20 protein-coding genes are annotated in these 25,693 nt (G+C 44.8%); 8 read left to right on the top strand and 12 right to left on the bottom strand.

Annotated elements, in window-relative coordinates:
- Window positions 1-209: 209 nt before the first annotated feature.
- Window positions 210-1,454 (top strand): M24 family metallopeptidase, encoded by a 1,245-nt coding sequence (locus F461_RS0111395; RefSeq protein WP_020001291.1) that lies wholly within the window; start codon window positions 210-212, stop codon window positions 1,452-1,454.
- Window positions 1,455-1,537: 83 nt separating this feature from the next.
- Window positions 1,538-3,505 carry a protein-disulfide reductase DsbD family protein gene (locus F461_RS17765; RefSeq protein WP_020001290.1) on the top strand — a complete coding sequence of 656 codons (1,968 nt, stop codon included), beginning with the start codon at window positions 1,538-1,540 and terminating at the stop codon, window positions 3,503-3,505.
- Between the two features lie 109 nt (window positions 3,506-3,614).
- Here F461_RS17765 and F461_RS0111385 read toward each other — a convergent pair whose 3' ends face one another.
- The 7 genes from F461_RS0111385 to dut form a co-directional block, all read right to left on the bottom strand.
- Complete coding sequence (locus F461_RS0111385; protein ID WP_020001289.1) at window positions 3,615-4,466, bottom strand: 50S ribosomal protein L11 methyltransferase; 852 nt, start codon at window positions 4,464-4,466, stop codon at window positions 3,615-3,617.
- A 7-nt stretch (window positions 4,467-4,473) separates the two neighbouring features.
- Complete coding sequence (locus F461_RS0111380) at window positions 4,474-5,166, bottom strand: amino acid ABC transporter permease (protein ID WP_020001288.1); 693 nt, start codon at window positions 5,164-5,166, stop codon at window positions 4,474-4,476.
- 11 nt (window positions 5,167-5,177) lie between these two features.
- Window positions 5,178-5,879 (bottom strand): amino acid ABC transporter permease, encoded by a 702-nt coding sequence (locus tag F461_RS0111375; protein ID WP_026364742.1) that lies wholly within the window; start codon window positions 5,877-5,879, stop codon window positions 5,178-5,180.
- A gap of 68 nt (window positions 5,880-5,947) precedes the next feature.
- A complete protein-coding gene (locus F461_RS0111370; protein WP_020001286.1) occupies window positions 5,948-6,760 on the bottom strand; it encodes an ABC transporter substrate-binding protein in 813 nt (270 codons plus the stop codon).
- Between the two features lie 57 nt (window positions 6,761-6,817).
- Window positions 6,818-7,546 carry an amino acid ABC transporter ATP-binding protein gene (locus F461_RS0111365; RefSeq protein ID WP_020001285.1) on the bottom strand — a complete coding sequence of 243 codons (729 nt, stop codon included), beginning with the start codon at window positions 7,544-7,546 and terminating at the stop codon, window positions 6,818-6,820.
- A 637-nt stretch (window positions 7,547-8,183) separates the two neighbouring features.
- Complete coding sequence (locus F461_RS0111360) at window positions 8,184-9,383, bottom strand: aspartate aminotransferase family protein (protein ID WP_020001284.1); 1,200 nt, start codon at window positions 9,381-9,383, stop codon at window positions 8,184-8,186.
- A gap of 45 nt (window positions 9,384-9,428) precedes the next feature.
- Window positions 9,429-9,917, bottom strand: coding sequence for a dUTP diphosphatase (gene dut, locus F461_RS0111355; RefSeq protein ID WP_026364741.1), 489 nt, complete (start codon window positions 9,915-9,917; stop codon window positions 9,429-9,431).
- Window positions 9,918-10,213: 296 nt separating this feature from the next.
- Between dut and glgP the strand changes: the two genes are divergently transcribed.
- Window positions 10,214-12,793: an alpha-glucan family phosphorylase gene (glgP, locus tag F461_RS0111350; RefSeq protein ID WP_020001282.1), complete on the top strand. Its 2,580-nt coding sequence runs from the start codon at window positions 10,214-10,216 to the stop codon at window positions 12,791-12,793.
- Between the two features lie 147 nt (window positions 12,794-12,940).
- Window positions 12,941-14,290: a methylenetetrahydrofolate--tRNA-(uracil(54)-C(5))-methyltransferase (FADH(2)-oxidizing) TrmFO gene (gene trmFO / locus F461_RS0111345; protein ID WP_020001281.1), complete on the top strand. Its 1,350-nt coding sequence runs from the start codon at window positions 12,941-12,943 to the stop codon at window positions 14,288-14,290.
- Between the two features lie 158 nt (window positions 14,291-14,448).
- Here the strand turns inward: trmFO and F461_RS0111340 are convergent, their stop codons facing one another.
- Window positions 14,449-16,605, bottom strand: a complete 2,157-nt coding sequence (locus F461_RS0111340) for a hypothetical protein (RefSeq protein WP_020001280.1) — start codon at window positions 16,603-16,605, stop codon at window positions 14,449-14,451.
- Between the two features lie 429 nt (window positions 16,606-17,034).
- Here F461_RS0111340 and F461_RS0111335 point away from each other — a divergent pair, with 429 nt between their 5' ends.
- Both F461_RS0111335 and F461_RS0111330 read left to right on the top strand, forming a co-directional pair.
- Complete coding sequence (locus tag F461_RS0111335; protein ID WP_020001279.1) at window positions 17,035-17,859, top strand: nitroreductase family protein; 825 nt, start codon at window positions 17,035-17,037, stop codon at window positions 17,857-17,859.
- A 72-nt stretch (window positions 17,860-17,931) separates the two neighbouring features.
- On the top strand, window positions 17,932-18,462 hold the full coding sequence (locus tag F461_RS0111330; protein WP_020001278.1) for a DUF2844 domain-containing protein: 531 nt from the start codon (window positions 17,932-17,934) through the stop codon (window positions 18,460-18,462).
- Window positions 18,463-18,530: 68 nt separating this feature from the next.
- Here F461_RS0111330 and F461_RS0111325 read toward each other — a convergent pair whose 3' ends face one another.
- Entirely contained in the window at window positions 18,531-19,484 is a 954-nt protein-coding gene (locus F461_RS0111325; protein ID WP_020001277.1) for a calcium/sodium antiporter, read from the bottom strand.
- 196 nt (window positions 19,485-19,680) lie between these two features.
- On the opposite strand from F461_RS0111325, the gene F461_RS0111320 reads away from it, so the two are divergent.
- Window positions 19,681-19,977, top strand: a complete 297-nt coding sequence (locus F461_RS0111320; protein WP_020001276.1) for an MTH1187 family thiamine-binding protein — start codon at window positions 19,681-19,683, stop codon at window positions 19,975-19,977.
- A 47-nt stretch (window positions 19,978-20,024) separates the two neighbouring features.
- Here the strand turns inward: F461_RS0111320 and F461_RS0111315 are convergent, their stop codons facing one another.
- On the bottom strand, window positions 20,025-21,425 hold the full coding sequence (locus tag F461_RS0111315; protein WP_020001275.1) for an MATE family efflux transporter: 1,401 nt from the start codon (window positions 21,423-21,425) through the stop codon (window positions 20,025-20,027).
- A gap of 478 nt (window positions 21,426-21,903) precedes the next feature.
- Between F461_RS0111315 and F461_RS0111310 the strand changes: the two genes are divergently transcribed.
- The gene (locus F461_RS0111310) at window positions 21,904-24,381 is read left to right on the top strand and encodes a glycosyltransferase family 39 protein (RefSeq protein WP_020001274.1); all 2,478 of its coding nucleotides are present in this window, start codon (window positions 21,904-21,906) and stop codon (window positions 24,379-24,381) included.
- A gap of 72 nt (window positions 24,382-24,453) precedes the next feature.
- On the opposite strand, the gene F461_RS0111305 is transcribed toward F461_RS0111310, so the two are convergent.
- Together F461_RS0111305 and rpmB are read right to left on the bottom strand one after the other, a co-directional pair.
- Window positions 24,454-24,990 carry an FxsA family protein gene (locus F461_RS0111305; RefSeq protein ID WP_020001273.1) on the bottom strand — a complete coding sequence of 179 codons (537 nt, stop codon included), beginning with the start codon at window positions 24,988-24,990 and terminating at the stop codon, window positions 24,454-24,456.
- A gap of 436 nt (window positions 24,991-25,426) precedes the next feature.
- Complete coding sequence (gene rpmB, locus F461_RS0111300; protein WP_020001272.1) at window positions 25,427-25,636, bottom strand: 50S ribosomal protein L28; 210 nt, start codon at window positions 25,634-25,636, stop codon at window positions 25,427-25,429.
- Between the last annotated feature and the right edge of the window lie 57 nt (window positions 25,637-25,693).

The following is a 25,693-nucleotide window of genomic DNA, read 5'->3' as shown; positions in this document are numbered from 1 at the left end:
CAAAGTCCGCCTTGAGGCACGGCGTCAGCAAAAAACACCACAGTATGTTATGGTCATTTTACGCCCCACATGTACTATAATATTTAAATGTAACTACCGCAGCCTGTGAGTTCTGTATACTGTATTCGCTGCGAACACCAGCAGTTCATAAGCTCATTGCTCACTCGTTCAGATTGGCATATAACCGACTGGCAATTCAAGGAGCGATTATGACTAAGATTCTACCAGTTATTGAAAAAATTCCTGCGGAAGAGCTTGCACTTCGTCATGCACGCTGCCGCAATCTTTTAGATCGTTTCATGCCGGACGTTTCTGGCATGCTTATCTTTTCCCGCATTCAACTGTACCATCTCACAGGCACACTGGCGAACGGGGTATTCTGGCTCCCTAAAGAAGGAACGCCTGTTCTGTTGGCCAGACACGGGGTAGAGCGATGTCGCCTTGAAAGTTCCATTAAGGAGATTCACGCGTTCCGTTCGTTCAGTGACATCGAAAAGATCCTGAGCGACGTGGGCACCCCGCTTTTGCCTGCAGAGGCCGCTGACGTTGCCGTCGATTTTGCCGGTGTTACATGGCAGGTAGGTGAGATGCTCCGCAAAAAACTGCCGCATATTTCTTTTATCCCGTGTGACCGAATCCTCACTGCCGGTCGTTCTGTCAAAACTGAATGGGAATTAGCAAAACTCCGTCTGTGCGGGGCTCGCCACCATCAGGCAATATATCACGATCTGCCGAAAAAAATTCATGTAGGTATGACGGAACGTGAAATAGCCCATATTTCATGGGAAATTTTCTTCGCTAAAGGTCATTGCGGAATGTTGCGTATGAATACATTTGGTGAAGATGTGTTCCTCGGGCACATTGCCGCAGGCGAATCCGGCAACTACCCGAGCCACTTTAACGGCCCTCTAGGATTAATTGGTGAACACCCTGCCGCTCCGTTTATGGGGTATGCAGGAAAAGTATGGCGCAGCAACTCCCCACTTGCTGTTGATATCGGCTTTGCACTTGAAGGATACCACACCGACAAAACGCAAGTGTACTGGGCTGGTGCAAAGAAAAGCATTCCTGATGTAGTACGTAATGCTCAAGAAACATGTATTGAAATCCAGAACACTATCGCCGATGAATTACGCCCCGGCAGCATTCCATCCGAGCTCTATAAAAAATCACTAAAAATGGCAGAAAAAGCCGGATTTGAAGATGGTTTTATGGCACTTGGTGCGAATAAAGTTAAATTCCTAGGGCACGGTATCGGACTTGGTATTGATGAACATCCAGTCATAGCCACAGGCTTTGATGAACCGCTTGAAAAAGGCAATGTCATTGCGCTGGAACCTAAAATAGGGATCCCCGGCATCGGCATGGTTGGCGTCGAAAACACATTCGAAGTTACAGAAGGTTCAAGCGTCTGCTTAACAGGCGATGAATACGATATGATTTGCATTGAATAACTTGTGCAACACTTTTTTGGCTAGCATGTTTGAATTTCTCAAACATGCTAGCCAAACGATACAAAATCAATCATAACATGAGTATGAAACAGACAACTCAACATTATTCTATTCTTATATTTTTTCTTATTGTTCTTTTTACAACCACGATTGGTATGGCGGCCGATATACCTGTGCATTTCTCCGCTAAGCCCTTCATTTCGACAAGCCAAAACAACGCCACCATCATTAAACTCCACATCGCTCCAGATTCTGAATACCATTTTTATTCGCGCAAGCAGGGCGAAACCGGTAAGCCTACCTCAATTTCTGTGTCTCCTTCAATGCCGGGCAATTCAGTACGCTACCCAGACGGAATCAAAGCACCCGACCCTATTTTAAAAGACAAGACAACATATCTATACAAAGGTGCAGAAGATTTTTTCATCACGATTCCAGATGAAACAATAACAAATGCAGACATCACCGCGTCTCTACTGCTGTGCTCAGATGTTCGATGCACGCCTGTTCGTGAAACCATCCCTGTAAACTGGAAAGGTGCAACGCTGGCTCATGCTGAATCACAGGTATGGTGGAAAAAATACTCCGCTATCACACCAGATGCACCCGATGCAGCAACGCATAAAATATCTTCATCAACTAACGGTAACGCAAAGCTTGCTGAAGAACTCGGAGTCCAACTCCCGACAACATCCGGTTCTCCGAATTCTTCCTTTACTTCCAAGTTGAATAGCAACTCGCCTTCTATAAGTTTACCTCAACCGCCTAAGTCCGCAGTCCCCTCTATACAACAAAACAACGTGACAACGGCTTATGAATACAATTTTACTCCACGCTACTTTCTGCAAGCGTTAGAAGTTTCCACACTGAGTAAAGCTATTCTTTTCGGCTTACTCGCAGGTCTTATTCTTAATTTTATGCCGTGTGTATTACCGGTTGTCAGCTTAAAACTAGCTACACTTGTCGCAGCTGCACAGGTTGCTGACAAAGTTCATCGAAGACGCGTATTCCGGGAACACAACCTGTTCTTTGCGCTAGGCATCCTTACGTGGTTCTCCTTACTCACCATCATGCTTACAAGCTTTGGACTTGCATGGGGCCAACTCTTCCAGAATGAAAGCCTGCTTATTGGGTTAACAATTCTCATATTCGCTTTAGCGCTCTCCATTTTTGACATCTTTCCTCTGCCAATGTTCAGTCTGGCGGGACGCGGAACAGAGAACGGTAATGACAGATGGAGTGCCTTTTCAACGGGCTTGCTTGCTACCCTGCTTGCAACTCCGTGCAGCGGACCATTTCTTGGTGGCGTCTTGGGATGGGCTTTTTTACAACCAATCAGCGTGCTTATTCTCATATTCCTTTCCATTGGAATAGGGATGGCACTACCATATTTTGCGCTGGCTTTAGTCCCTGAACTTATTGGTCGCTTCCCACGCCCCGGGGCATGGTCTGGCACCCTGTCGCACATAGTAGGCTTTTTCCTCATGGGCACCGTTGTCTACCTGCTATACATTCTCCCGACTAAAATCCTGCCGGACATGCTTATTGTATTATGGGTAACCGCAGTGAGCGCATGGGCATGGGGACGTTTCTCCGGATTATCATTTTCAAAAAAACGCAACACACTAGTACGATTAACCTGCGTGCTGTGTGTTGCCCTTGCAGTCTTTGTTGTTTTTAAAGAAAAGCCACAGGCAAAAGAATGGCAAGCGTTTACCCCAAAGAGCTTCTTTTCAGAGTTACAAGACAAACGTCTCATTATTGACTTCACAGCAGACTGGTGCCCGAACTGTAAGGTACTGGAACAAACAGTACTCACTCCAGCAAACCGTGCCCGTTGGGAAAAAGAATTTGATGTTACCTTCATACAAGTTGATCTCACTCAGGAGAACACTGATAAACAGAAATTTTTAGAGTCACTTGGCTCAAGCTCCATTCCGGTAGTTGCGATTTTTCCTAAGGGGACAAACGCATATTCACCGATAATCCTGCGCGACCTGTTCACCACAGGCCAAATGGAAGATGCACTAAAAAAAGCGTTTAACGAATAAGCAGGTTCAGTTACTGGACACAAAAAAAGCCTCATTGCATAGCAATGAGGCTTTTTTTGTCAGTATATAAATACGGGTTCGAAAGACACTAGCTGTGCCTACTCGAAACTTATTCCCAAATAAGTGCCGCCCATTCGCCTTCAACAATTCGGCGTGCTTCCGGAAGCCCTAAATCTCTATAAACAGCTTCAACCTGATCTGCCTGAATTTCAAGCAAGCCTGAAAGAACAAGACACCCGCCCGGCTTCACGAGCTTAAAGATTTCCACTGCCATTTCCATCAAAGGACGCGCCAGAATATTGGCAAGTACAACATCAAAGTCACCGCACACGGCATCAGCAGAGCCCTGATACACTTCAAACGACTCAGAAGAAACATTGTTAAGAATCTTGTTTTCTTCTGTGTTTTCAATGGCGAGCATATCAATGTCAACACCGACACCAGAAAGCCCAAGTTTTACACAACCAATACCGAGAATGCCGGAGCCTGTTCCAAGATCAAGGAACTTCTGTCCTTCATGAATACGTCCTTCAGACGCAAGCTTAGAAACAGATGCAAGACATAGCGCAGTGGTTGGATGATGTCCTGTTCCGAATGCTGTTTTCGGTTCAATCACAATAGGAGTACGGCCTTCAAGCGGCTCTTTTTCACACATCCAAGGAGCAATAACCTTGAAATGTTCACCAATTTTCACTGGTGTAAAGAAGTCACGCCACGCTTTCATCCAATCCTGATTAGGGACATCTGTACGGGTTACATCAGCTTCCGGCACAGCACTGTAGAGAGCTGTTAAAAACTCTTCACAAAATGCCGGATTCTCAATGTGAACACGATAAAGAACTTCGCCGGTGGGAAGATTCTCTTCCTCCCAGCCATAATTGAGCTGCTGAACCATAGCAATAGTTGCCATATCTTGCATATGCTCAGGAACACGTATTTCCAGTCTGACAAGATCTGCCATAAATTAATTATCCTCTTGCCTGATATCGAGCCATTTTCTTTTCGAGTTTTCGACTCAAGGCAGTTAGGACGTAACAAATCACGAAGTACATGACAAGGATGGTAAGGTAGATCTCCATCGGAGCAGAAAGAGTACGGTTATTGACCTGAACTGCGGCACGCGTGAGTTCGACAACACCAATAACATATGCCAACGAAGTATCTTTTGTCAAAGAAACAAACTGGTTAACAAAAGACGGGATCATATTTCTAAGAGCCTGAGGCAAAATAACATAGCGCATAGCCTGCAAATGCGTAAGGCCGCTTGCGCGAGATGCTTCCATCTGTCCCTTCGGCAATGCAATAACACCTGCACGTACGATCTCACCAATATATGCACCTGTAAATACGATAAATGCAACCAAAGCAGACTCTGCTTCCGGCAGCGTTTTTCCAAGCAAAATCGGTGCAAGGAAATAAAACCAGAAAATGAGCATTAGCAGCGGAACACCACGGATAATCTCAATGTAAATAACGGATGGCAGTTTTATGAACCACCGTTTAGAAAGACGCATCAATCCGGCAGCAAGCCCAATCCAGAATGCACCGAAGATACCGCCAAGCGAAAGTAGAATACTCAGCGCAAGGCCGCCAAGTGGCCCTTTCGGGTACGCGCCCCAAAGAAGGTACGGAAAGTTATCTATTACAATATCCCATTGCATAAGTTATTCTCCTAGTAGCTAACAGCACGCAAGTAGCGTTTGTTGTAGAAGTTAATGGAGAAAGAAACTATCAGCGAGATACACAGATAAATAAGCGTACTAACTGTAAACGCTTCGAAACCACGGAAGGTATACGATTCAATCTGTCGAGCCATGTAGGTCAGTTCTGCAACACCAATAGTCATACAAAGGGAAGAGTTTTTAAGAAGGTTGAGTGCCTGCGAAATCATTGGCGGAACAATAATCCTAAACGCCTGAGGCAAGATAACATACCGCATTGCCTGCACAAAAGAGAGGCCACACGCACGGGATGCTTCAAGCTGATTTTTAGGAATGGAGTTTACTCCGGCACGAATTTCTTCTGCAATAAAGGATGCGGTGTAAACAGATAAGGCAATAACACCGGCACAAAACTCAAAATCCTGTTCATAGAGCCAATCCAGAACAAAACGCGGAAGTAAACTATCAGCGCCGAAGTACCAAAAAAATATTTGTACAAGAAGCGGAGTATTACGGAAAAATTCTGTAAACGAAGCACTAAACCAAATAAGTGGTTTAACTTTCGTCATACGCATTACAGCAATGGTGGTACCGAGCAGCAGGGCAATGACAAGCGAAACCGCAGAAATCTGCAGAGTAACGCCTACCCCACTTATAATCCAATCCAGATGTTCTCCGGAAAGAACTTTATTCCAATCGAACGTATAATTCAAAACAGCCTCGAAACAGTAAAATAAAGAGCGCAATGAAGCCATTGCGCTCTTTATCGGTTAGTTAAAGCTTATGGCCACAATTCCATCTGCCAAGTAAGAGGCAGGTAGTAGTTTGAGTCTTTGCCGAACCATTTATTGTAAATTTTCTGGTACTCACCAGAACGCCACAGATCGTTTAAGGTTTTGTTAATGAAATCACGGAAGTCGGAATCATTTTCCGCAATACCAAGACCATAAGGTTCAGCAGCAATGTAATCACCAACAATTGCCCAATTAGCAGGCTCTGGAGCAGAGTTTTTCAAACCAAGAAGAATGGTGGAGTCAGTAGTTACGGCAACAGCTTTACCCTGTTTAAGAGCAAGGAATGCCTGCGGGTACTCGTCAAAAGAGAGTACGCGTGCTTTAGGCTGAGCAGTTTTAATATTTTTTTCAGAAGTGGAACCTTTTACGGTTGCAACTTTTTTACCAGCAAGATCAGCAGCAGATTTGATGCCGGAATCTTTTGCTACAAGCAGTTTTTGACCGTCCATAAAATACGTGAGGGAGAAGTCAATAACTTCATCACGAGCATGCTTATGAGTCATGGTTGCAGCGGCAATATCAACCTGTCCGTTTACAACCATCGGGATACGTGTGGAGGAAGTAACAGTCTTAAGCTGTAATTCTACACCAAGATCTTTTGCAATTGCGCGACAGATATCTACATCAAAGCCGACAAGCTGGCTGGATGCCTGATCAACGTAACCAAAAGGAACTACGGAATCTTTAACGCCACAAACCAAAGCACCACGTGCTTTTATGTCGTCAATTCTACCCGCAAAAGCAGTAGTGCAGGCCAGTACGAGACATAGTGTCAACGCCATCAGCACAAAACGTTTCATATACTTACTCCTATTTAGCTGGTCCAGAATTTGTAAAAATCACAAACTCGTATTATTCTAGAGGATTTCCTTCAGGAAAGCCTTTGTTCGCTCATGCTGCGGATTTCTGAAGAAATGTTCCGGCGTCCCTTCTTCCACAATCTCACCGGCATCCATAAAGATTACTCGATCAGCAACTTCACGGGCAAAGCCCATTTCATGAGTTACGCAGAGCATCGTCATTCCTTCACGCGCAAGGTCTTTCATAGCGTTAAGCACTTCGTTGATCATTTCAGGATCAAGAGCAGAAGTAGGCTCGTCAAACAGCATGACTTTAGGTTTCATGGCAAGTGCGCGGGCAATTGCTACACGCTGCTGCTGACCACCTGATAATTCAATAGGAAATTTGCTTGCCTGATCGTGAATTCCGACACGCTCAAGCAATTTCATAGCAAGTTCTTCAGCCTGTCCTTTAGGCATCTTGCGAACTTTAATCGGTGCAAGTGTTACGTTTTCAAGAACGCTCAGGTGCGGATACAGGTTGAACTGCTGAAAAACCATACCCACTTCAGTACGCAAATCGTTTACGTTAACATCATCTGCATGGATAGAATGTCCTTCAAGCAAAATCTCGCCTTTCTGGATTTCTTCAAGGCGGTTGATACAACGAATAAAAGTTGATTTACCAGATCCTGAAGGGCCACAAATAACAAGCACCTCACCCTGTTCAACTTTTTCACTCACGTTTTTAAGTACGTGGAAGTCGCCATACCATTTGTTGATATCTTTAATTTCAATCATCGCCATGATGAATACATCCTATATCGAACACAAAAGTGCTCTGTTTCCATTTTTGTTATTTATAAAAAGAAGGAGAAGACGTTTAAAAGAAGAAGGATTTTTTATGATGCGGACAATATTGGGTACTATTCTGGAAAATTCACAAAAATAACACCCAATTCCCCCTTGAACGCAACTCTTCCTAACCTCCCAATCTTATTACATGAGTATTTTATTTTTTGTCAACTCACCTAAGTTTCTTGTAAAAAACTTTATTTTTTAAGCTATCTGCTTACACAATCATTATAACTATTTCTTTTGTATTATAACATGTTGTATGAAAAAGTGTATAAAGCTTTCTTCTCCTGATTATTCAAAAGATTTCTCCTTTCTTACAATACCAGCTAAAGACAAAATACATCCCAAAACAGCACTGCTTGCTAGTTTTACAAATTTGTTATTTTATCCTTGTTTTTCAAAACAGACGTGCTATTTTAGCAAGTTATCAACAACAAATTTGTCGACAATTGCGGCAACAACACAACAATTCATACAAATTGGACTGTTACAAATTTTCCTTCCAAAAAAAAATATAAAGAATCAAAAAAAAATCCCTGTCTCTATCAAGACAGGGATTTGCAGTAATGGAAAAAAGGTATTGCTGTTATTTTTGAGAGAGAAGCTCTTCTAAAACTTCGGCAAAAACATCAATATCTTCTTTAGAAATTACCAGTGGTGGCACAAGGCGCAAAACAGTTCCTTGTGTAAGGTTTAAAATGAAGCCTTTTTCAATAAGTGCTTCCCATATTGCCTTACCATCTTCAGCAAGGACAATACCTATCATAAGACCATACCCGCGCACTTCATCAATAGTACCCGGATGGCGCTTACCTATCTCACGAAACGCGTTCATGGCATATTCTCCAAGCTCATGAGCGCGCTCTGCAAGTTTCTCGTCCACCATAATATCAATAACTTTTGCCGCAACAGCAGAGAGAACGGCACCGGCACCAAACGTTGTTGCATGGCTTCCCAGTTCAAACCCCTTTGCAACTTCATCTGTACACAGCATTGCGCCCATTGGAAGGCCATTGGCTAACGCCTTTGCGCAACTCATTACATCCGGCTTGAGTCCAAACAGCTGATGCGCCCAGAACTTACCCGTACGGCACAGCCCTGTCTGAATCTCATCCACCATAAAAAGAATACCCTTCTCACGGCAAATGCGTTCAACACCTTTTGCAAACTCGGCAGTCATTGGCCGAACTCCGCCCTCGCCCTGAACAACTTCAACAAGAACGCCAGCGGTAGAGTCAGTGATGGCTTCTTCAAACGCTTCCAGATCACCCCAGGCAACTTGCTTAAAGCCTTGAGGGATTGGAGCAAATCCATCAGCAAATTTTTCCTGTCCAGTTGCCGCTACCGTTGCGAGAGTTCTACCATGAAACGCACCGGTAAAAGTAATTATCTCACCTGCATCACGCCCTTTAACCCGCTGTGTATATCGTCGGCAAATTTTGATTGCGGCTTCGTTCGCTTCCGCACCGGAGTTACAGAAAAATGCTTTATCTAAATGACATGTTGCAAGAATTTTTTCTGCAAGTTCAAGCTGCTCTTCCTGATAAAACAGGTTGCTCACGTGTACGAGCTTTCGAGCCTGCTCCGCCATCACATCTGCCAGTTCCGGTCGACAATGGCCTACATTGGTCACGGCAATTCCGGCTAACAGGTCAATATACTCTTTGCCATCGAAATCATACAAACGAGCGCCTTCGCCTCGCTTAATAGCAAGTGGATAACGCCCGTAGGTGCGGCATAAAAGCTTTTCTTCACGATGTTTCAACGCATCAAAACTAGTACTCATTCTATCATCCGCTTTTTACCGCTCACTGCGGGTTATAAAGTTGTGTTACATAGTTCCGGTATGTCCGAAACCACCTTCTCCACGCTCAGTGTCCTCCAGTGAATCCACTACGGAGATCTGAGCACGGAAAAATGGCTGAAAAACCAACTGCGCGACACGTTCACCACGTGCAATCACACGATCTTCTCCGGAAGTATTCAATAAAGAAATAAAAATTTCGCCACGATAATCAGGATCAACAACTCCGACACCCTGACTAACGGTTAACCCTTTTTTTGTACCTAGACCGCTGCGGGAATAAATAAATCCAGCCACGGTGTTGCACTGCGGGTCAATGGCAATACCGGCAGGGATAGCATAACGACCACCGGCAGGAATCATAATTTCTTCTTCCTCAAAGCAGGCTCGCAAATCGAGGCCCGCAGAACACGGGGTCGCATATGCCAGACCACACGCGCCGTTTATATCAACACCAGAACCATATAATTCAGCAGCTGAATTACGTAAAAAACGAACGTTCAACTGCAAACTCATTGTATTCTGTAACGATTCCTGATCACTCACGGATAACTCCAGAAAACTTTTCGGGTATTTGTTCAAACAAACATAACCAATATTCCAGACAAGCCAGAGAGTAAAGAAACGAAGATACGTTTCCATCATTCACGGTATAAGTACAGATGATATTAGCAGTAAATAAAAAAAGTCCAGCTAATTAGCCCTACAACCGTTACTGATACACTTTGATTAATCATCAAAAACGCTGCGAAAAAAGCAACTCTATGGCATAACAAGGTTTGAATGCTCTAATTGTACGCAGGAGAAACAGCATGCAGCCGTTAAAAATATTCAACGTAATTCCAAAGCTGCCAGAAGGTTTGGAAGAATTATGGAAACTCGCCTATAACTTCCGTTTCACATGGTGTGGGCATACCGACAATGTCTTTAAACAGATAGACCAGCAATTATGGGCTACAACAAGTCATAACCCGCTACTGTTCCTTCAGCAGGTAGACCCGCAGCGTTTAAAAACAGTTGCGAGCGACCCATTTTTCCAATCGCAACTCAAGATTACAGTCGATACGCTCAAAGAATATTTTGAAGAACGGCCATCACCTATCATTGAGGAGGCATCACCGGAGAATCCTGTAGTTGCATATTTCAGTTTCGAATTCGGTATAGCCAGCTGTATGCCAATTTACTCTGGCGGGTTAGGAATTCTTGCGGGCGATCATCTTAAGTCTGCGTCAGATTTAAATATTCCATTGGTAGGCGTCGGTCTGCTTTACAAACACGGCTACTATCACCAGTACCTCACACCGGACGGTTGGCAACAGGAATCCTATCCAGACCTCGACTTCAATCAGATTCCAATTCTTCCTATGGAAGATGAAAACGGCAAACAGATACAGATTGCTATTCCCCTTGGCCGGCGAAAACTTCGAGCACAAATATGGAAAGCACAAGTTGGCCGCATTACTCTGTTACTGATGGATACCGAAATGGCTGAGAACCGGCCCGAGCATCGCGCCATAACCGCAAGCCTGTATGGTGGTGATAAAGAGATGCGTCTTTGGCAGGAAATCCTGCTCGGAATCGGCGGCATGAAAGTGCTCGAAGTCTGCGGCTATCATCCTAAAGTAATCCATATGAACGAAGGACATTCTGCCTTTGCCGGCGTTGAACGTATCCGCTCATATATGCAGAAAGGACTTTCCTTTGAATCGGCATCAGAAATAGTTGCTTCAAGTTCTATCTTCACAACACATACACCTGTTCCTGCGGGAAACGACAGGTTCAGCCCGGAACTTATGGAGAAGTATTTCAGAGAATACGCGCGCGATTTGGGATTGGCCTTCAAAGTTTTTCTTTCCTTCGGACGCGAAAATCCGTTCGATGATCAGGAAGAATTCTGCATGACCGTCCTTGCTCTCAAGCTGTCCCGTTTCAACAACGGAGTATCCAAACTACATAAACACGTTTCCCGAAAAATGTGGAAATCACTCTGGCCGCTCTACCCGCATGATGACATTCCGATTTCTGCGCTTACAAACGGTATCCATGCCCCAACATGGACGGCTGATGATATGCGCGAAGTTTATGATAGATATTTAGGAACAAACTGGCGGGAAGATCCGGATTGTAAGACAATATGGAGCCGCGCAGCCAACATTTCCGATGCTGAATTATGGCGTACTCATGAGCGGCTTCGCGCACGCCTTGTAGACTTTGCCCGTCATCGTCTTCGCAAGCAACTACAGGCGTACGGTGCACGTAAACAGGACATTCAAAATGCAGACGAAATCCTGAACCCGCAAGCACTTACAATAGGCTTCGCCAGACGCTTTGCAACCTACAAACGCGCAAACCTTATAATGCGTGAAAAGGACAGACTGCTTCGTTTGTTTAAAGATGTCGATCGACCTATTCAGTTCGTTTTTGCAGGTAAAGCGCATCCCGCGGACAGCGAAGGCAAAAAATACATAAAAGAAGTCGTATCCACCTGTCGTAGCTTAGACTACCGCTTCCACATGGTCTTTTTGGAAGACTATGACATAGATATCGCCAAATATATGCTGGGAGGCTGTGACATATGGCTCAACACACCACGAAGACCTTATGAAGCATGTGGAACCAGCGGAATGAAGGCAATTTTCAACGGCGTACTCACCTTCAGTACTCTTGACGGCTGGTGGGACGAAGCATTTATACCGGACAACAGTATTGGATGGGCTATCGGCAAAGGCGAAGAGTATTCCGATCCTGACTATCAGGACTATGTTGAGCTCCGCACGCTCTTCAATGTACTTGAATTTGAAATTATTCCTGAATTTTACGATCGTGGACGCGGTGGTCTTCCCCGACAGTGGATTCACCGCATGAAAAAAGCACTCACCACACTGGGACCTGAGTTCAACTCACACCGCATGGTCATGGACTACGTCCGTAAAGCCTACAAACCGGCATACGACAACTACAATAACTTGGCCCGATATGATTTCCAGCCGGCACGGGAACTTGCAGAATGGCGTAATGATATCATGACGAAATGGGGTGGTATTGATTTGCGCAACGCCAACATAGAAATTATGGATGAAACCTTTGTAGGAGAATCCATCCGTATAAGTGTTGATGTTAAACTTAACGGCATTCCTTGTGACAGCATTTCTACCGAAGCTTACTTTGGACAAGTACAACAGAACGGAGAATTTGCCTCCCGTAACATCCGTAAGCTTACTCCGATAGGCGACACTGACCCTGAAGGCTGGCAACATTTTGAAGGGAAAGTCTCACCGACAAAACCCGGCAGGTTCGGTTATACAATCCGTATTATCCCGACAAACCCGCTACTCATTGACCCTCGGTCATTGGGATTAATTCGCTGGGCAGTTCCACAGGAAACATCCTGACATTCGACATATCACACTGCGGAAGAACGTAATCATAACATTATATATAGGGGCGAAGGTGCATGCACAGCACTTTCGCCCTTTCTAAAACAGTTGCTAAAGTGAAGCCAATGGTCTATTTGACGCACATTCCCATAGGAGGCTTCTGTGTCAGAACTATCCAATATTGCTATTATCGGCGGTGGTCTTGCCGGCTGTGAATGTGCCCGCAAGCTTTCCCGAGCCGGAGTCGCTGTTACTATATTTGAAATGAAACCGGAGAAATACTCTCCTGCACATAGCTATGAAGGACTTGCAGAACTTGTTTGTTCCAACTCCTTCCGCTCCGACCAGCCAGACGCTGCTGTAGGCGTTCTGAAACAGGAGATGCGTGAACTCGACAGCCTTGTGCTCGAAGCAGCAGAAGCTACGCATGTTCCTGCCGGTAAAGCGTTGGCTGTAAACCGTGAACTGTTTAGTGACTACATCACCAAAGCAATCAACGAGGATGAAAATATCACCCTCGTACATAAAGAAATTACATCCCTTGAAGCTGAAGAACTTGCAGATTTCGATGCAGTTGTCCTTGCTGCAGGGCCACTGGCCAGTGACGCACTCAGTGAATCCCTTGCAAAAGCCGTTGATGCAACACATCTGTACTTCTATGATGCAATTGCTCCAATCATCGCAGCGGATTCCATTAATATGGATATTGCCTTCTGGGGTTCCCGCTACAATCCGGATGATGATGACTATCTCAACTGCGCATTAAACGAAGAAGAGTATCATGCGCTTCGCGAAGCACTTATTGCAGGCGAAAAAGCCCCGACAAAAGATTTCGAAAAAGAAATACATTTTGAAGGCTGCATGCCGATTGAAGCGCTTGCAGAACGCGGCGAAATGACTCTTGCTTTCGGTTCTTTCAAACCGGTAGGTTTTACAGACCCGCGCACAGGCGAACGTCCTTTTGCGTTGGTTCAATTACGTACTGAAAACTTGAACAAGTCCATGTTCAACCTTGTAGGTTGCCAGACAAAACTCAAGTACAAAGAACAGGATCGAATCTTCCGCATGATTCCGGGTCTGGAAAATGCAGAATTTATCCGCTACGGCAGTGTCCACCGCAACACGTATGTGAATGCGCCCAAAACTCTGACCAACGAACTTGCACTTAAAACTCATCCCAAAATCTATCTTGCAGGTCAGATTACTGGTGTGGAAGGATATGTAGAGTCTGCGGCATGCGGTCTGTGGGTTGGCACCTTGCTAGCCGCAAAAGCGAAACAACTGCCGCTTGCAGAACCTCCGGCAGAAAGCTGCCTCGGTGGTCTGCTTACTCACCTACGCACAGAGCAGAAAAACTTCCAGCCTGCAAATGTTCAATTCGGCCTCACACCGGCATTGAATCGCAAAGCCCGCAAAAAGGATCGCAAAGCACTCTACGCACAGCGTGCACGCGAAGCCTTTACAGCATGGTTTGAAGAACAGAAAAAAACACTCGAAGACTGCTGTTTGTAACAAACAAAAAAAATGTGATTCCCTAGGGAATCACATTTTTTTTTGTGAATAAATAAAAGTCGCAGTGCGCTAGCGTCACATCAAGAAACTATGAAACATAAGCAGCCAACAGTCCATTATGCTTATCAAAAAGCCCCTTTTCCAATAACTGAACGTTCTTACTTTATACTGCGAACAACATAAGTTCGTGCAGTCCGCGGTGGAACTGACACAGAAAAAGCATTATGTGCAGCGCTCACGTTTTCACCAGTCAGCAGATCTTCAAGCCCGACGTTTCCACTGGCCAAAGTTTTTAATAAAGAGAACTCTTCCGATGCTGGCGAATCTCCAAAATTAATGACATTCACTGCTGCTGTAGCACTCAGACTATTGTTTGAAGGTAACTGGAAAACTTGAATCAACACGCCCTTATTCTTTACCTTCGGAATCTGCATTAATGTTGCGTTCTGCATTCCTAACGCATTACGCAATTTAATAATCCGACGCATATTACCGACAAAGGATTCTGCCATATGTACTTCTGTGTCGATGTTATCAAAAGCAGTCGGCGCCTTTGGAAGCCCTATCTCAGTGAGAATATTATTCCCTCCGCGAGATGTCAGATCATACGCACCGGAAACATTCTGGCGTAAGGCATCTTCTTCAGTTGTATAATCAAGTATCCCTGCCGGCAGTGGAAATACACCCAGCAGTTCATCAGCAGAGAGCATAAATATCCCCGGCTGCATTGCCTGAGTATGTCCAAGTAACGTTAAACCATCGCTTATTGCTTGCCGTTGTTTTTCTGTAAGGTTCCGGTAATCACGGATGCCTTGAATATTTGCCACATATGCTGCCGGTGTCAGATAAAGTTTACGACCGGAAAAGAAAACATCCCCGCCAGTCGCAGTGAGTTTTTCTCGAATATTATCTAAGTATTTGCTTCTGATTTCAGAGTTCTGTTTTTGATTAGGATTGAACATAAAAGGGAGTGAAAAGTCTATATACTGTTCCGGCTGAATACAGTTAATAAACCTTTTTTGATTAATCCCCATCTGCAGCACAGTATAGAGGCTTTGAGTGAGCATAGACGTGTCGCCGGTGGCATAGGCATATAGAGCCCCGGTTGAAAACGAATGGTTCACCGTAAAATCAACACCACGCTCCATTGCTGCTTTAACATCCGGAAGCGGAAGGTTGTCCTGCAAGAATGTCCAACCACCATAACGCCGGACTTCCTGCGCAATCTCTCTGGCTGCCTGCACAGCAGTATCACCCACACCAAATCCGGATATATCGGCATTCGGATATGTCGGTTCTACTCCATACAACGGGGAAACATGCACGCTTGTCATTGCGGCATGAAGCATACCGATCTCCTGAATAAGCGAACCGGAAATAAGACGACGTGCAGACTTGGAAGGATCATTCCAGTTTAAGATCGGACGCGCTTCTGAGCCATACCCAAGATAAACAAAACGACGACCGTTTCCGTCCAGCCCGTGTACTACTCCTGTGGCATACCAATTCAATGGAGTTAACGAGAGATCAAGAGAATCACGCACAAGAGGCGGTGGCAGAATGCGTGCACTACGTAATGCGCGCAACGAGACATCGTCCACCAGAACTGCACGACTACGTGTAGTTATTTCAGGAAGGTTCTTCCAGAACTCACGCGGCACCTCGACCATACAATATAATCCCTTGTATGTATCCACCCCCCGGACACTCAAAAAGTAGTCAGCGCCGCGTCCTGTTGCAAACGGGACTACGGTATCACCAACTATCATCCCTTGCTTATTCGCTTTCTGTAAAAAAGCATCAAAACCTTTTTCGTCACCGAATCCTCTAGAAAATAGATAGCTCACGGTATCATCACCGAGCTGACGTTGTTTTGAAGGGCTTCCCCATATAAGCCCGCTTTCCCGCATGGATTTAATATGAATACCCCGTATGCCGAGGTCCTGCATTGTCCGCAGGTATCTCTCGCTTTGGAGTGCAGAAAGGACAGAACTGGATCCTGCAGGGAGAGTTCGGGTGGCATCAAAGGTCAACCATACAGGAGCAATGTTAAGCATCATCTCAACACGCGGCTTTTCATACGGACCTAGCCAAAACAAATTTGTACCGGAAACAACCGTTGATAATTTTCCTGAAGTTGTAAGCATCGCTTGCTTTTCAAGCCATTGAATGTATCCGGGATTTGCCCTGCCCATTGTTTCAGCTTCCATAGACAATCCAGAAGGCGCTTTCGAGCGAACCAGATTTGGAGTGCTGCAACCGGACAAAATGCTTGCGAGCAAAAGAGTCAACAATATATTTTTTTTCATTTTCACAAAAATCTCCACAGTAAAATCGGGCGCTATCTATATAAACAGCCCACAATATCAGCTGTCGCATACACTGCTAGGAAAAGCTCGAACACGCAAGTGCTTTAGAGGTGGAGAAAGTCAGGATTTTTTAAATTCCATAAATCTCCTTGAAATTATTCAAAAAAAAAACCTAGTATCAATAAAATACAAATAAAGGAAAAGAGTGTTGCTATATTTTTTCTTTACAGAATAAAAAAAGTGTTCAATCAACCTATCTGCTTCGCGTGCAACACTCTTTCTTTCGCTCCCAACCGTGCTCACTGTAGCACTCTCTTAACGCTACCGTGTCACCGGTTAACCGACGCCGGTATTACGTGTATTCACCCCAATACACTTTATTTTTGTGCGTCGAAAAATGCGAAGCTGTATATTTAAAGCAAACGAGGAAAATCCGTGTCTTTTTATTCTGTAGATGAAACCAAGTGTAAAAAATGCCTCATATGTGCCGAGGTTTGCCCGAACAAGCTCCTTATCAAAGATAAAGAAACAGGCATTCCCAAAATGCGTATCGGCACTGAAGCGGCATGTCTTCAATGCGGGCACTGTGTAGCAGTCTGTCCGGCGGACTGTGTTAAACTGGAACCAATGCCAAACAAGAACTTCGTTCCCATTGATGCATCACTTACGATTTCTACAGAGCAGGCAGACCAGTTCCTCCGCTCCCGACGTTCTATCAGGGCTTTTAAATCCAAACCGGTTTCTCACGAAACGCTACAGGATATTGCATCACTTACAAACTACGCACCATCAGCAAGCCACAAACAGCCTGTACAATGGATCATGGTTGAATCACCTGAGACGGTGCGAAGACTGGCAGAAATGACTATTGACTGGATGATGTATATCCGAAAAAACGACCCTGACCTCGCTAAAAAATACAGCGTGGCAGGCTTGATTGCCGGATGGAAAAAGGGGCAGGACTTAATTTTGCGAGGTGCTCCGCATCTTGCTGTCTCTTATATGGATAAAGCCAAAACATGGCATGACACAGACAGTGCTATTGCACTCTCCTACCTTGAACTTGCTGCGCACTCCAGAGGTGTAGGCGCCTGTTTTGCAGGATTTTTTACCTATTGTGCCAACGATTATATGCCGCTAAGAGAATTGTTAGGCTTACAAGAAAACCACATTTGCTGTGGTGGTCACATGCTCGGCTACCCGAAATTCACCTATCCACGGATTCCAATGCGCAAAAAGCTTTCCGTAAACTGGTTGTAGCCGTTTCTGCTGTGAATATGTGCTGCTGAATTATACATACACAAATGGACACCCAGAACCGGAGAAAGCAAAATGGCAGTTATTAACGGTACGGACCACTTTATTCAGGATAAAGCCGAAGTTGCGGATGCGAACGCAACCATGACTTTTGGTAAAAAAACTGAGCTCGACACCTTTTCAACCCAAGACGGTATTATCTTTCTTATCGGATTCTCAGGAAGTAAACGCCGCCAATTAGCAGATCTCCTTGCTTCCAGACTAAAAATGTCCGTGCAAGCTCCTGAAACAATTTCGTCTCAGGCTGAACTACAAAAACTTTGTGAACATACCGGCAGCATTATTGTTATTCCTCAGTCAGCAATCCGCATTGACGAAGTCCGGAATTCCCTGCGCGAACAAGGAAAAGTCTTCTATCTGATGACCGAGTTGCTGCACCTCGCCCATAATCTCGGGCTTGATGCAGAACAGGGGCGCGAACAAATCGGACCGGATTTCATTGAACTTGAGCCACACATGCTGGCATCACTCCACTTTATCCTCCACGGCTGGAAAGAACCCGACGATCTCATTGAAAACGTTCTCGAGCCGCTTGGTCTGCTGTAGTCCTTCCTTAAAAAAAGTCATAAAAAAGCGGGCGAATCATATAGATTCGCCCGCTTTTTAGTTATGAATTACATTGCAGCCCGCCATATCTCCAGCCCCCATCGGCCAATACCCACGGCGAAGAGTAGCATTCCCTCATTGCGGGAAACCTTTCCCTGAGTTCGAATAAGCAGCCATAGCAACCCGACGACACCTACCGCAAAGCTCATATTAAGCAATTCACTCTGTTTTACCGCGATAGGTTGAATAATAGAGGTAATTCCGAGTACACCGGCAAAATTAAAAAAGTCACTGCCGACAAGGTTACCCAAAATCATATCGCTCTTTCCCTTCACAGAGGCAGAGAGACAAGTCACCAATTCCGGAAGCGAAGTGCCTGCTGCAACAATAGTCATACCAATAAGCCATTCGCTCAAACCAAAAATGCGTGCGACGCCAGAAGCTCCATCAACCACAAACTGACTACCAAAACTTACAGCAATAAGACCAACAGGTAGCAGCATGTAATCTTTCCAAGTTGCTACTTCGCTATCACTTGTCGCATCACATAACCCCCTGCCTTCAGGATCTGTAGGCTGTTTGCAGCGATGATACATCCAAACAAGGTAGCCAACAAATACGCCTGTTAAAATGAGACCGGACCACCTACCCAACAGCCCACCGGACACCATAACTCGTACAAACAATTCCACACCGAATAAAATCGGAATATCACGAAGGAGTAACGACTTACTGCCGGACACACTTTTAATCATCGCAACGGCACCAAGAATGATGCCGAGATTGAAAATGTTAGAACCGACAATATTCGCGAATGAAATGGATGGAATTCCTTTCAACGCTGCGGTCAGTGTTACCAAAAACTCCGGTAAACTGGTGCCCATTGCCACAATGGTCAATCCGATAACGAGTTCTGATATCCCGAAACGACGGGCGATGGCAGAGGCTGCATCCACAACCCAGTCTGCCCCTTTCCATAAAAGGAGGCCGCCAGCCAAAAGATACGCAATATGTAAAAGCATGTAGTTACCTAGTAATAAGGTTATTGTGCATTGCAAAAAAGATGCTGAACACACTTATAAATAAAGTGGTCATGTATGATGAGTTACACCACTTGTCTAGAGTTTGCTTGCATTTCCATTCTGATGAATGTTGAAGGATATGACGAGCAAGCGTATCATTACAAGCGTACGTTAACTTTACTCAAAAGGATATGCCATGTCTGTGATAGCAGAACTTTCAATCTTTCCGATGGACAAAGGCGTCAGCATGAGCCCCTATGTTGCGCGAGTCGTTACCGTCATAAAACAAAGCGGCCTTGCCTACGATTTCGGGCCAATGGGTACTACGGTCGAGGGAGAATGGGAGGACGTGATGCAGACAGTCTCCGCATGTTACAAGGAGCTTGAGCAGGACTGCGACAGAATCTACCTCACACTCAAAGTAGATTCCCGAAAAGGCAGGACAAACGGCTTGAAGGGAAAAAAAGAATCTGTAACTGCCAAACTTACATAGTTTTTAGTAAGCTGAACGGTTGGGGACACCCAACCGTTCAGCTAATATCAACAGGAGGTTGCTTCGCTTTCTATCAACTGGATTTCTTTCCACTTACCAGAACGGAATCGAGTGTAAGCAGCAAGAGCAAGAATACAAACATAGACTATCAACATTACCCAGAGGGTATGCAATCCTGCATCAAAGACAAAACGGCTAATAAAAATAGGTACGCCGAGCCCAAACGTGGCACACAATGCGATTGTCCACATTACGTACATTGTGTCTCCTGCACCTTTCAAGGCTCCGAAGAATATTAACGCAATCGCATCCTGAATGCAGAAAAAAGCTACATACGCCAACAAGACCTGACACATTGATTGAATAAGGAAAAACTGCTCGGCAGAAATATCAGCCGGTTTAAAAAACGATGTCAGCTGATATGGGAACAACAAAAAGATTGCACCAAAAGTCCCCATCCAGAGTAAGGCCATATGCAGAACACTATGCGTAGCCACTGTCGCCTGTTCAACATCATGGCGTCCCATGGCCTGTCCTACCAGAATAGAGGCTGCAATATGGAGACCTATAACAGGTAAAAACGCCAGTGAATTGATAGACAACACAATATTTGATGCCGCAAGCTCTGTCTCACCCAATCGGCCAATAACCATAACAAAGACTGTAAAAGCAAACACATCAAAAAAATTGTTTACGCCGCTTGGGACACCATAGCGCATCATTTGTCCAAAAAGAGCCTTATCGAAACGCCATGAGCTTATCACATTATAAACAGTCTCGTTTTTAGGCTTAAAAACCAACAGAGCATACATCACAAGCTGCATTGCCCATGAAGAAACTGTTGCCAATGCGGCACCCGCAATGCCCATTTCCGGAAAAATCCACACCCCGTTAATCAACATATAATCAAGCGGTATGTTTATGACCACTGCGATTATATTTACCACCATATTCGGACGCGTTTGTCCCAATCCAGTGAAAAAACAGCCTATTGCATTTGCGATCAAAGCAAACCCTGAGCCGATTGTAAGTATGGAAAAGTAAATAATTTCTTCTTTTTGTACTTCCGGCCCATGCCCAATAAAAGTAAAAAATGGCTCAGCAAGCAAAGCCAGAGCTGCAAGAAACACCCATGCAAAGCAGCAAAAATAAATTGCCTGCCAGACAATGGAGCCAATTTTATCATACTTACATGCGCCATAGTATTGCGCAATAAACACAGAGCTATAGGCAGAAATACCAAGTGCGAATAACAAAAACACCAAATTCACCATAGCTGCCGGTAACGCAGCAGCAATAGAAATCAGTGAATAATTACTTAAAAAAACCCTGTCAGTAAATTCCATTGCTGTTGTTGAACCGAGACTGACAACAAGTGGAAGACCAATATTTAGAACATCACGATACCCGAAAGGTTCGCTCCAACGTTTTTTTAACCGAGACAACATTCTCTTCTCCTAAGGTAATCCCCTGTAACCGTACACAATACAATAAAGTCGTACGAAAACAGGACGTGGTAATATATGTTGCGAAACCAATACTCAAGCCCCGATATAACTACAAGCCAATTGTTGTGATTCTGCACTGTTGTACGCAAGCACTCTACACGGCACACCTTGTATCAATTTTTGCTACTTTAGTTAAATCAATAAAAATAGAATTGGTAAAATCAATTTTTATTGATTTAAGAAGACACGTTCTACGCAACCAATTTTTATTTTACAAGGAAAAGATGAACACAAAACTTTTTCCTGTGAGCACAACATGTTATCTGTATATGTAAATTAAATACGTGTTCGACTTTTTCCCGTATGCATTTTAACCCTAGTATTTTCTTGAGTTTCTCATCCAATCAAGTTTATTTTATGCTAACTTTGAATGCACAACCTAGTTTTTTTGAAGCTACTCAACCATACAGGATATATCATGAGCGACTTTTCTGACTCTACAAAGTCACAAGAAAAACCAAAAGGTACTGAAGAGGGACCTACAGCAACTACGCAAAAGGACACGACAGAAGCCCCTTTTGAACAGGAAGAAACTGTAGACGAGGTTGTTTCACAGAATATTCTTTCAGAAGAACCACCTGCACCAGAAGATGACTCCTCTAAAAAAGTAGCTGACACCCAATCTTCTTCGCCAGAACATATTGAGCCACCAACAAGTTTTGAATATGAAAACAAATCCAACGATGCTGAAGAAGCTCACGCTTCAAAGGTAGATGATATTGAACCAGACGACGCAAGAGATACGGCCGAAGACGGGACGACAAAGAATGATACATCCGACACCGATGACGAAGTATTTGTTCCCGCAGCAGCATCCAAAGTAAGCAGTCGTTTTGGTGGTACACGCGTAGAAGCCATCCGGCCTGAAACAGAATCTACGAGTTCTGCAACCGCCACGCTCTCGCACGATACCGCTTCAGCTGAGGTTCCTCCTCAATCGAAAGCAAAGAAAGAAAAAAAGCCAAAAGAACCGCTTCCTGACGTTGCACCGGAAAGCAAGTTTCTTAACAGTCTTGCCCTTCTGCCCTGGCTCACGCTTTTTATTTTTGCAGCACTGCAAGGCGGCATAGCAATCTTCTTCAGAGACCTGTGGCCATTGCAGGAGACACAGGCTGCTGCCGTTGTAAAAGACACCCTTACAGCCGCAAACTGGCTTACCCCTATGCTGGATGGGAAACCATACAGCGCAGCAATGCCGCTCTACTTCTGGTTCTCAAGTGCCGTTGCGTTAATTCCGGACATTACTATTACCTTTGCGGTAAAAGCCTGCACTGTGCTCAGCAGCATTCTGTTTGTACTCTCAACATACCTTTTTGCCCGTGCTGTTGGCATCGGGAAAAAAACAAGCCTGACAGCAGGATTGCTGACAATGGCAGCCTTTCTGCCAGCAGTCACTATGCAGCTTAATGGCTTGGAAACGCTCTTCGCAGCCTTGGTAACTTTTTCCCATGCAGCATTTGTTATGGGCTGGAAACGCCAGCGCTCTTTCTTCTGGCTCATTGCCGGATTCATCTGTGCAGCAGCAGCCACACTTACCGGAGGCTTCCCCGGATTGTTCCTTCCGCTGTTCAGCATCATGTTCATTAGTTGCTGGCGCAAGCGTCCTACCAGATTTGGAGAATGGGATGTTGCAGGCGGCTTCGGCATCTACCTCACAATTGTTTTCAGCTGGTTTGCCTATGTTTATTTTGCAGTTCAGCCGGAGTACCTGCTCAATCTTGTCCCGAACATTCTGGCAGCACCGTTCAAAGGAGTCCTGACGCACTTACCGTACTGGTGGCATATGCTTGCCATGTTGCCATTTATGCTGCTGCCGTGGCTCATTGTTATTCTAGTGCTTCCATGGACAAAAGTATTCAGCATTACATTCTATAAAAACATTCTGGCGACCCGAAATCCTGAAAACGTTGGCGTAGCCTACCTATGGCTTTCTGCTCTGCTGACATGTGCTCTCTATTGTATTCTGGACTACATGACGCCTGTCTGGCTTCTTGTACTTCTGCCACAGATTGCCATTCTTGCAGCACGCGCTATTAAAAACTTCTCACCGTTACGCAGTAAAGTCTTTTACAGATTCCTTGCCCTTGTATTCCTTGGTGCAGGTGCAGGACTTATCGGCCTTGTTAACTTTTCGACGCTTATCCCGTTTGAAATCCAAGGCTGGATGTACATTTCTGCAATTATGCTGGCTGCTGCCGGTATTTTCTGGATCCGTTCCCCACTCAATAGCAGAGCCGGCGTAATCGGTCTGACACTGACAGCAACGCTGCTTATACAGCCACTGTTTATTATGTCAGCCCCTGCAATTAGCGGTTTAATCTCCACTAAAGACATTTCCATGACTATGGAAGAATACGCGGAAAAAGATTTTGAACCTGTTGTTTACAATGCTGATCCTGCACCGTTTGCATACTTTGTAACCTCTCCGATCACGCATGTGTTTGATCTACATTCACTGACAACCATCCTGAACTCCAAGAAAAATGTCGTGCTCATTATGCATGCTACAGACTGGAATAATTGGCTCACTAAGCCTGAGTCTCTAGAACTGGTTGGAACCCTACCCCCTGTTGTTCCACATCTTGGTCAAGGGTTTGTCCTCGCGGTTCAGGAAAAGAAAGCGAGCCGATACATTGCTCCGCAGCCTGTTGAACCGCAACCGGAATCAGTCTCACCTGAAACACAGCAGCCTGTTGAGGAAGAGCCAAAGGTGACTCCAGCCCCATCCAAGCCTTCGCTAGAAACTCCGCAGACTGACAATGAAGAAGAGCCTGCACCGCTTGATGAGCCACTGAATGACAACAGCACAACAGCTACGTCTGCTGATTCCAAGGTGAAACAAGAGGCAGCAATGGCAATCCCGATCACACCGGAACATGTTGTACCTAAAAATTAATCTGTGCTCATTCTAAACAAAAAAAAGCGCTCTTCACATAAAATGTGAAGAGCGCTTTTCGTTGACTAAAAACTACTTTTGCTCATCATCGACAGGTTCACAATCAATCACGATTGCCTGCCGCGGAGCCTGATGCTGTGCATCATTTTTAATTTTGCTGTACACGGTTTGTTCATCTTTTTGCTGGCCTCCGGAAGAGTGCCATGTGTAGTACGTAAATCCTGCGTGGTTCTGTGATCCCCCACGCACTGCCGCTTCACTAAATTGTTTACGTAACCAACGGGCAAAAGGCTTTCGCGTTAACGGAAGCAACAATGCCAGCCCTGCGAAATCGGTAACAAAGCCCGGGGTAAGCAACAGCAATCCTGCAATAAGAATTAACAAGCCTTCTACCATTTCATCTGCTGGCATAGCGCCTTCATTTAAAGACTGCCGCACTTTCTGCATGGTATTAAACCCTTCCATTCGGGCAAGCCATGCACCGGCGATACCAGTAATAATTACGATCCCGATCGTAGGTAAGCCGCCAATGACGGAGCCTACTGAAACTAGCATATATAGTTCAAGAATCGGGATGAGAGTAAACAGTAAAAATAATCTTCCAAACATATTGTTGTGCCCTTCAAATTCTAAGCAATCTATCCGTACCTCTAAGAAACTAGTCACTCTAAATGAAATGACAAGCCCTTTATGGTCACGTCCCCCACCTCGATAGTGCAATATCCCCAGTATACAGGATTTTCCCGGCAAATCACCACCATTTGCGGTAACCCATGGAAACAAATAACTTTCCAACTGGAAAAATGCTATTATGTTGCACACAGCAACGCACTACAAAAATATATTAAACAGATAGAATCTTCGAAAAGTAGAGTTCACTATCTACGCTAATTAGTAAAGAAACTAATGCGAAAAACAGCGTATCGATGTGGAAGTGATGTGGAAGTGAGAGTTTTTATTATGAAATAAATTTTGAGAAAAAAAAATCTCACCATTTCTGGTGAGATTTTTTCTTTTCTTGTCCATTCTGGATCGCCGAAAAAGCTTAAGCACTCTTAGTTGCTACAGGCTTCACAACAGCGCCAGAGCGCAGACAACGGGTACAAACGTTGATAGCTCTTACCTGACCATTAGGGAACTGATGACGTACACGCTGGAGGTTAGGCAGAAAGCGACGTTTAGTTTTGATGTGTGAGTGAGAAACATTGTTACCGACCTGTGGGCCTTTACCGCAAATAGCACATTCTTTAGCCATGGCGATTCTCCGTATATTAAAGAAAAAAATTTATTACTTTGATTGTCACGCAAGCAG

The organism is Halodesulfovibrio aestuarii DSM 17919 = ATCC 29578, assembly GCF_000384815.1.
GTDB classification, from domain to species: Bacteria; Desulfobacterota; Desulfovibrionia; order Desulfovibrionales; family Desulfovibrionaceae; genus Halodesulfovibrio; species Halodesulfovibrio aestuarii.
This window is presented reverse-complemented; position numbering and strand designations above follow the sequence as displayed.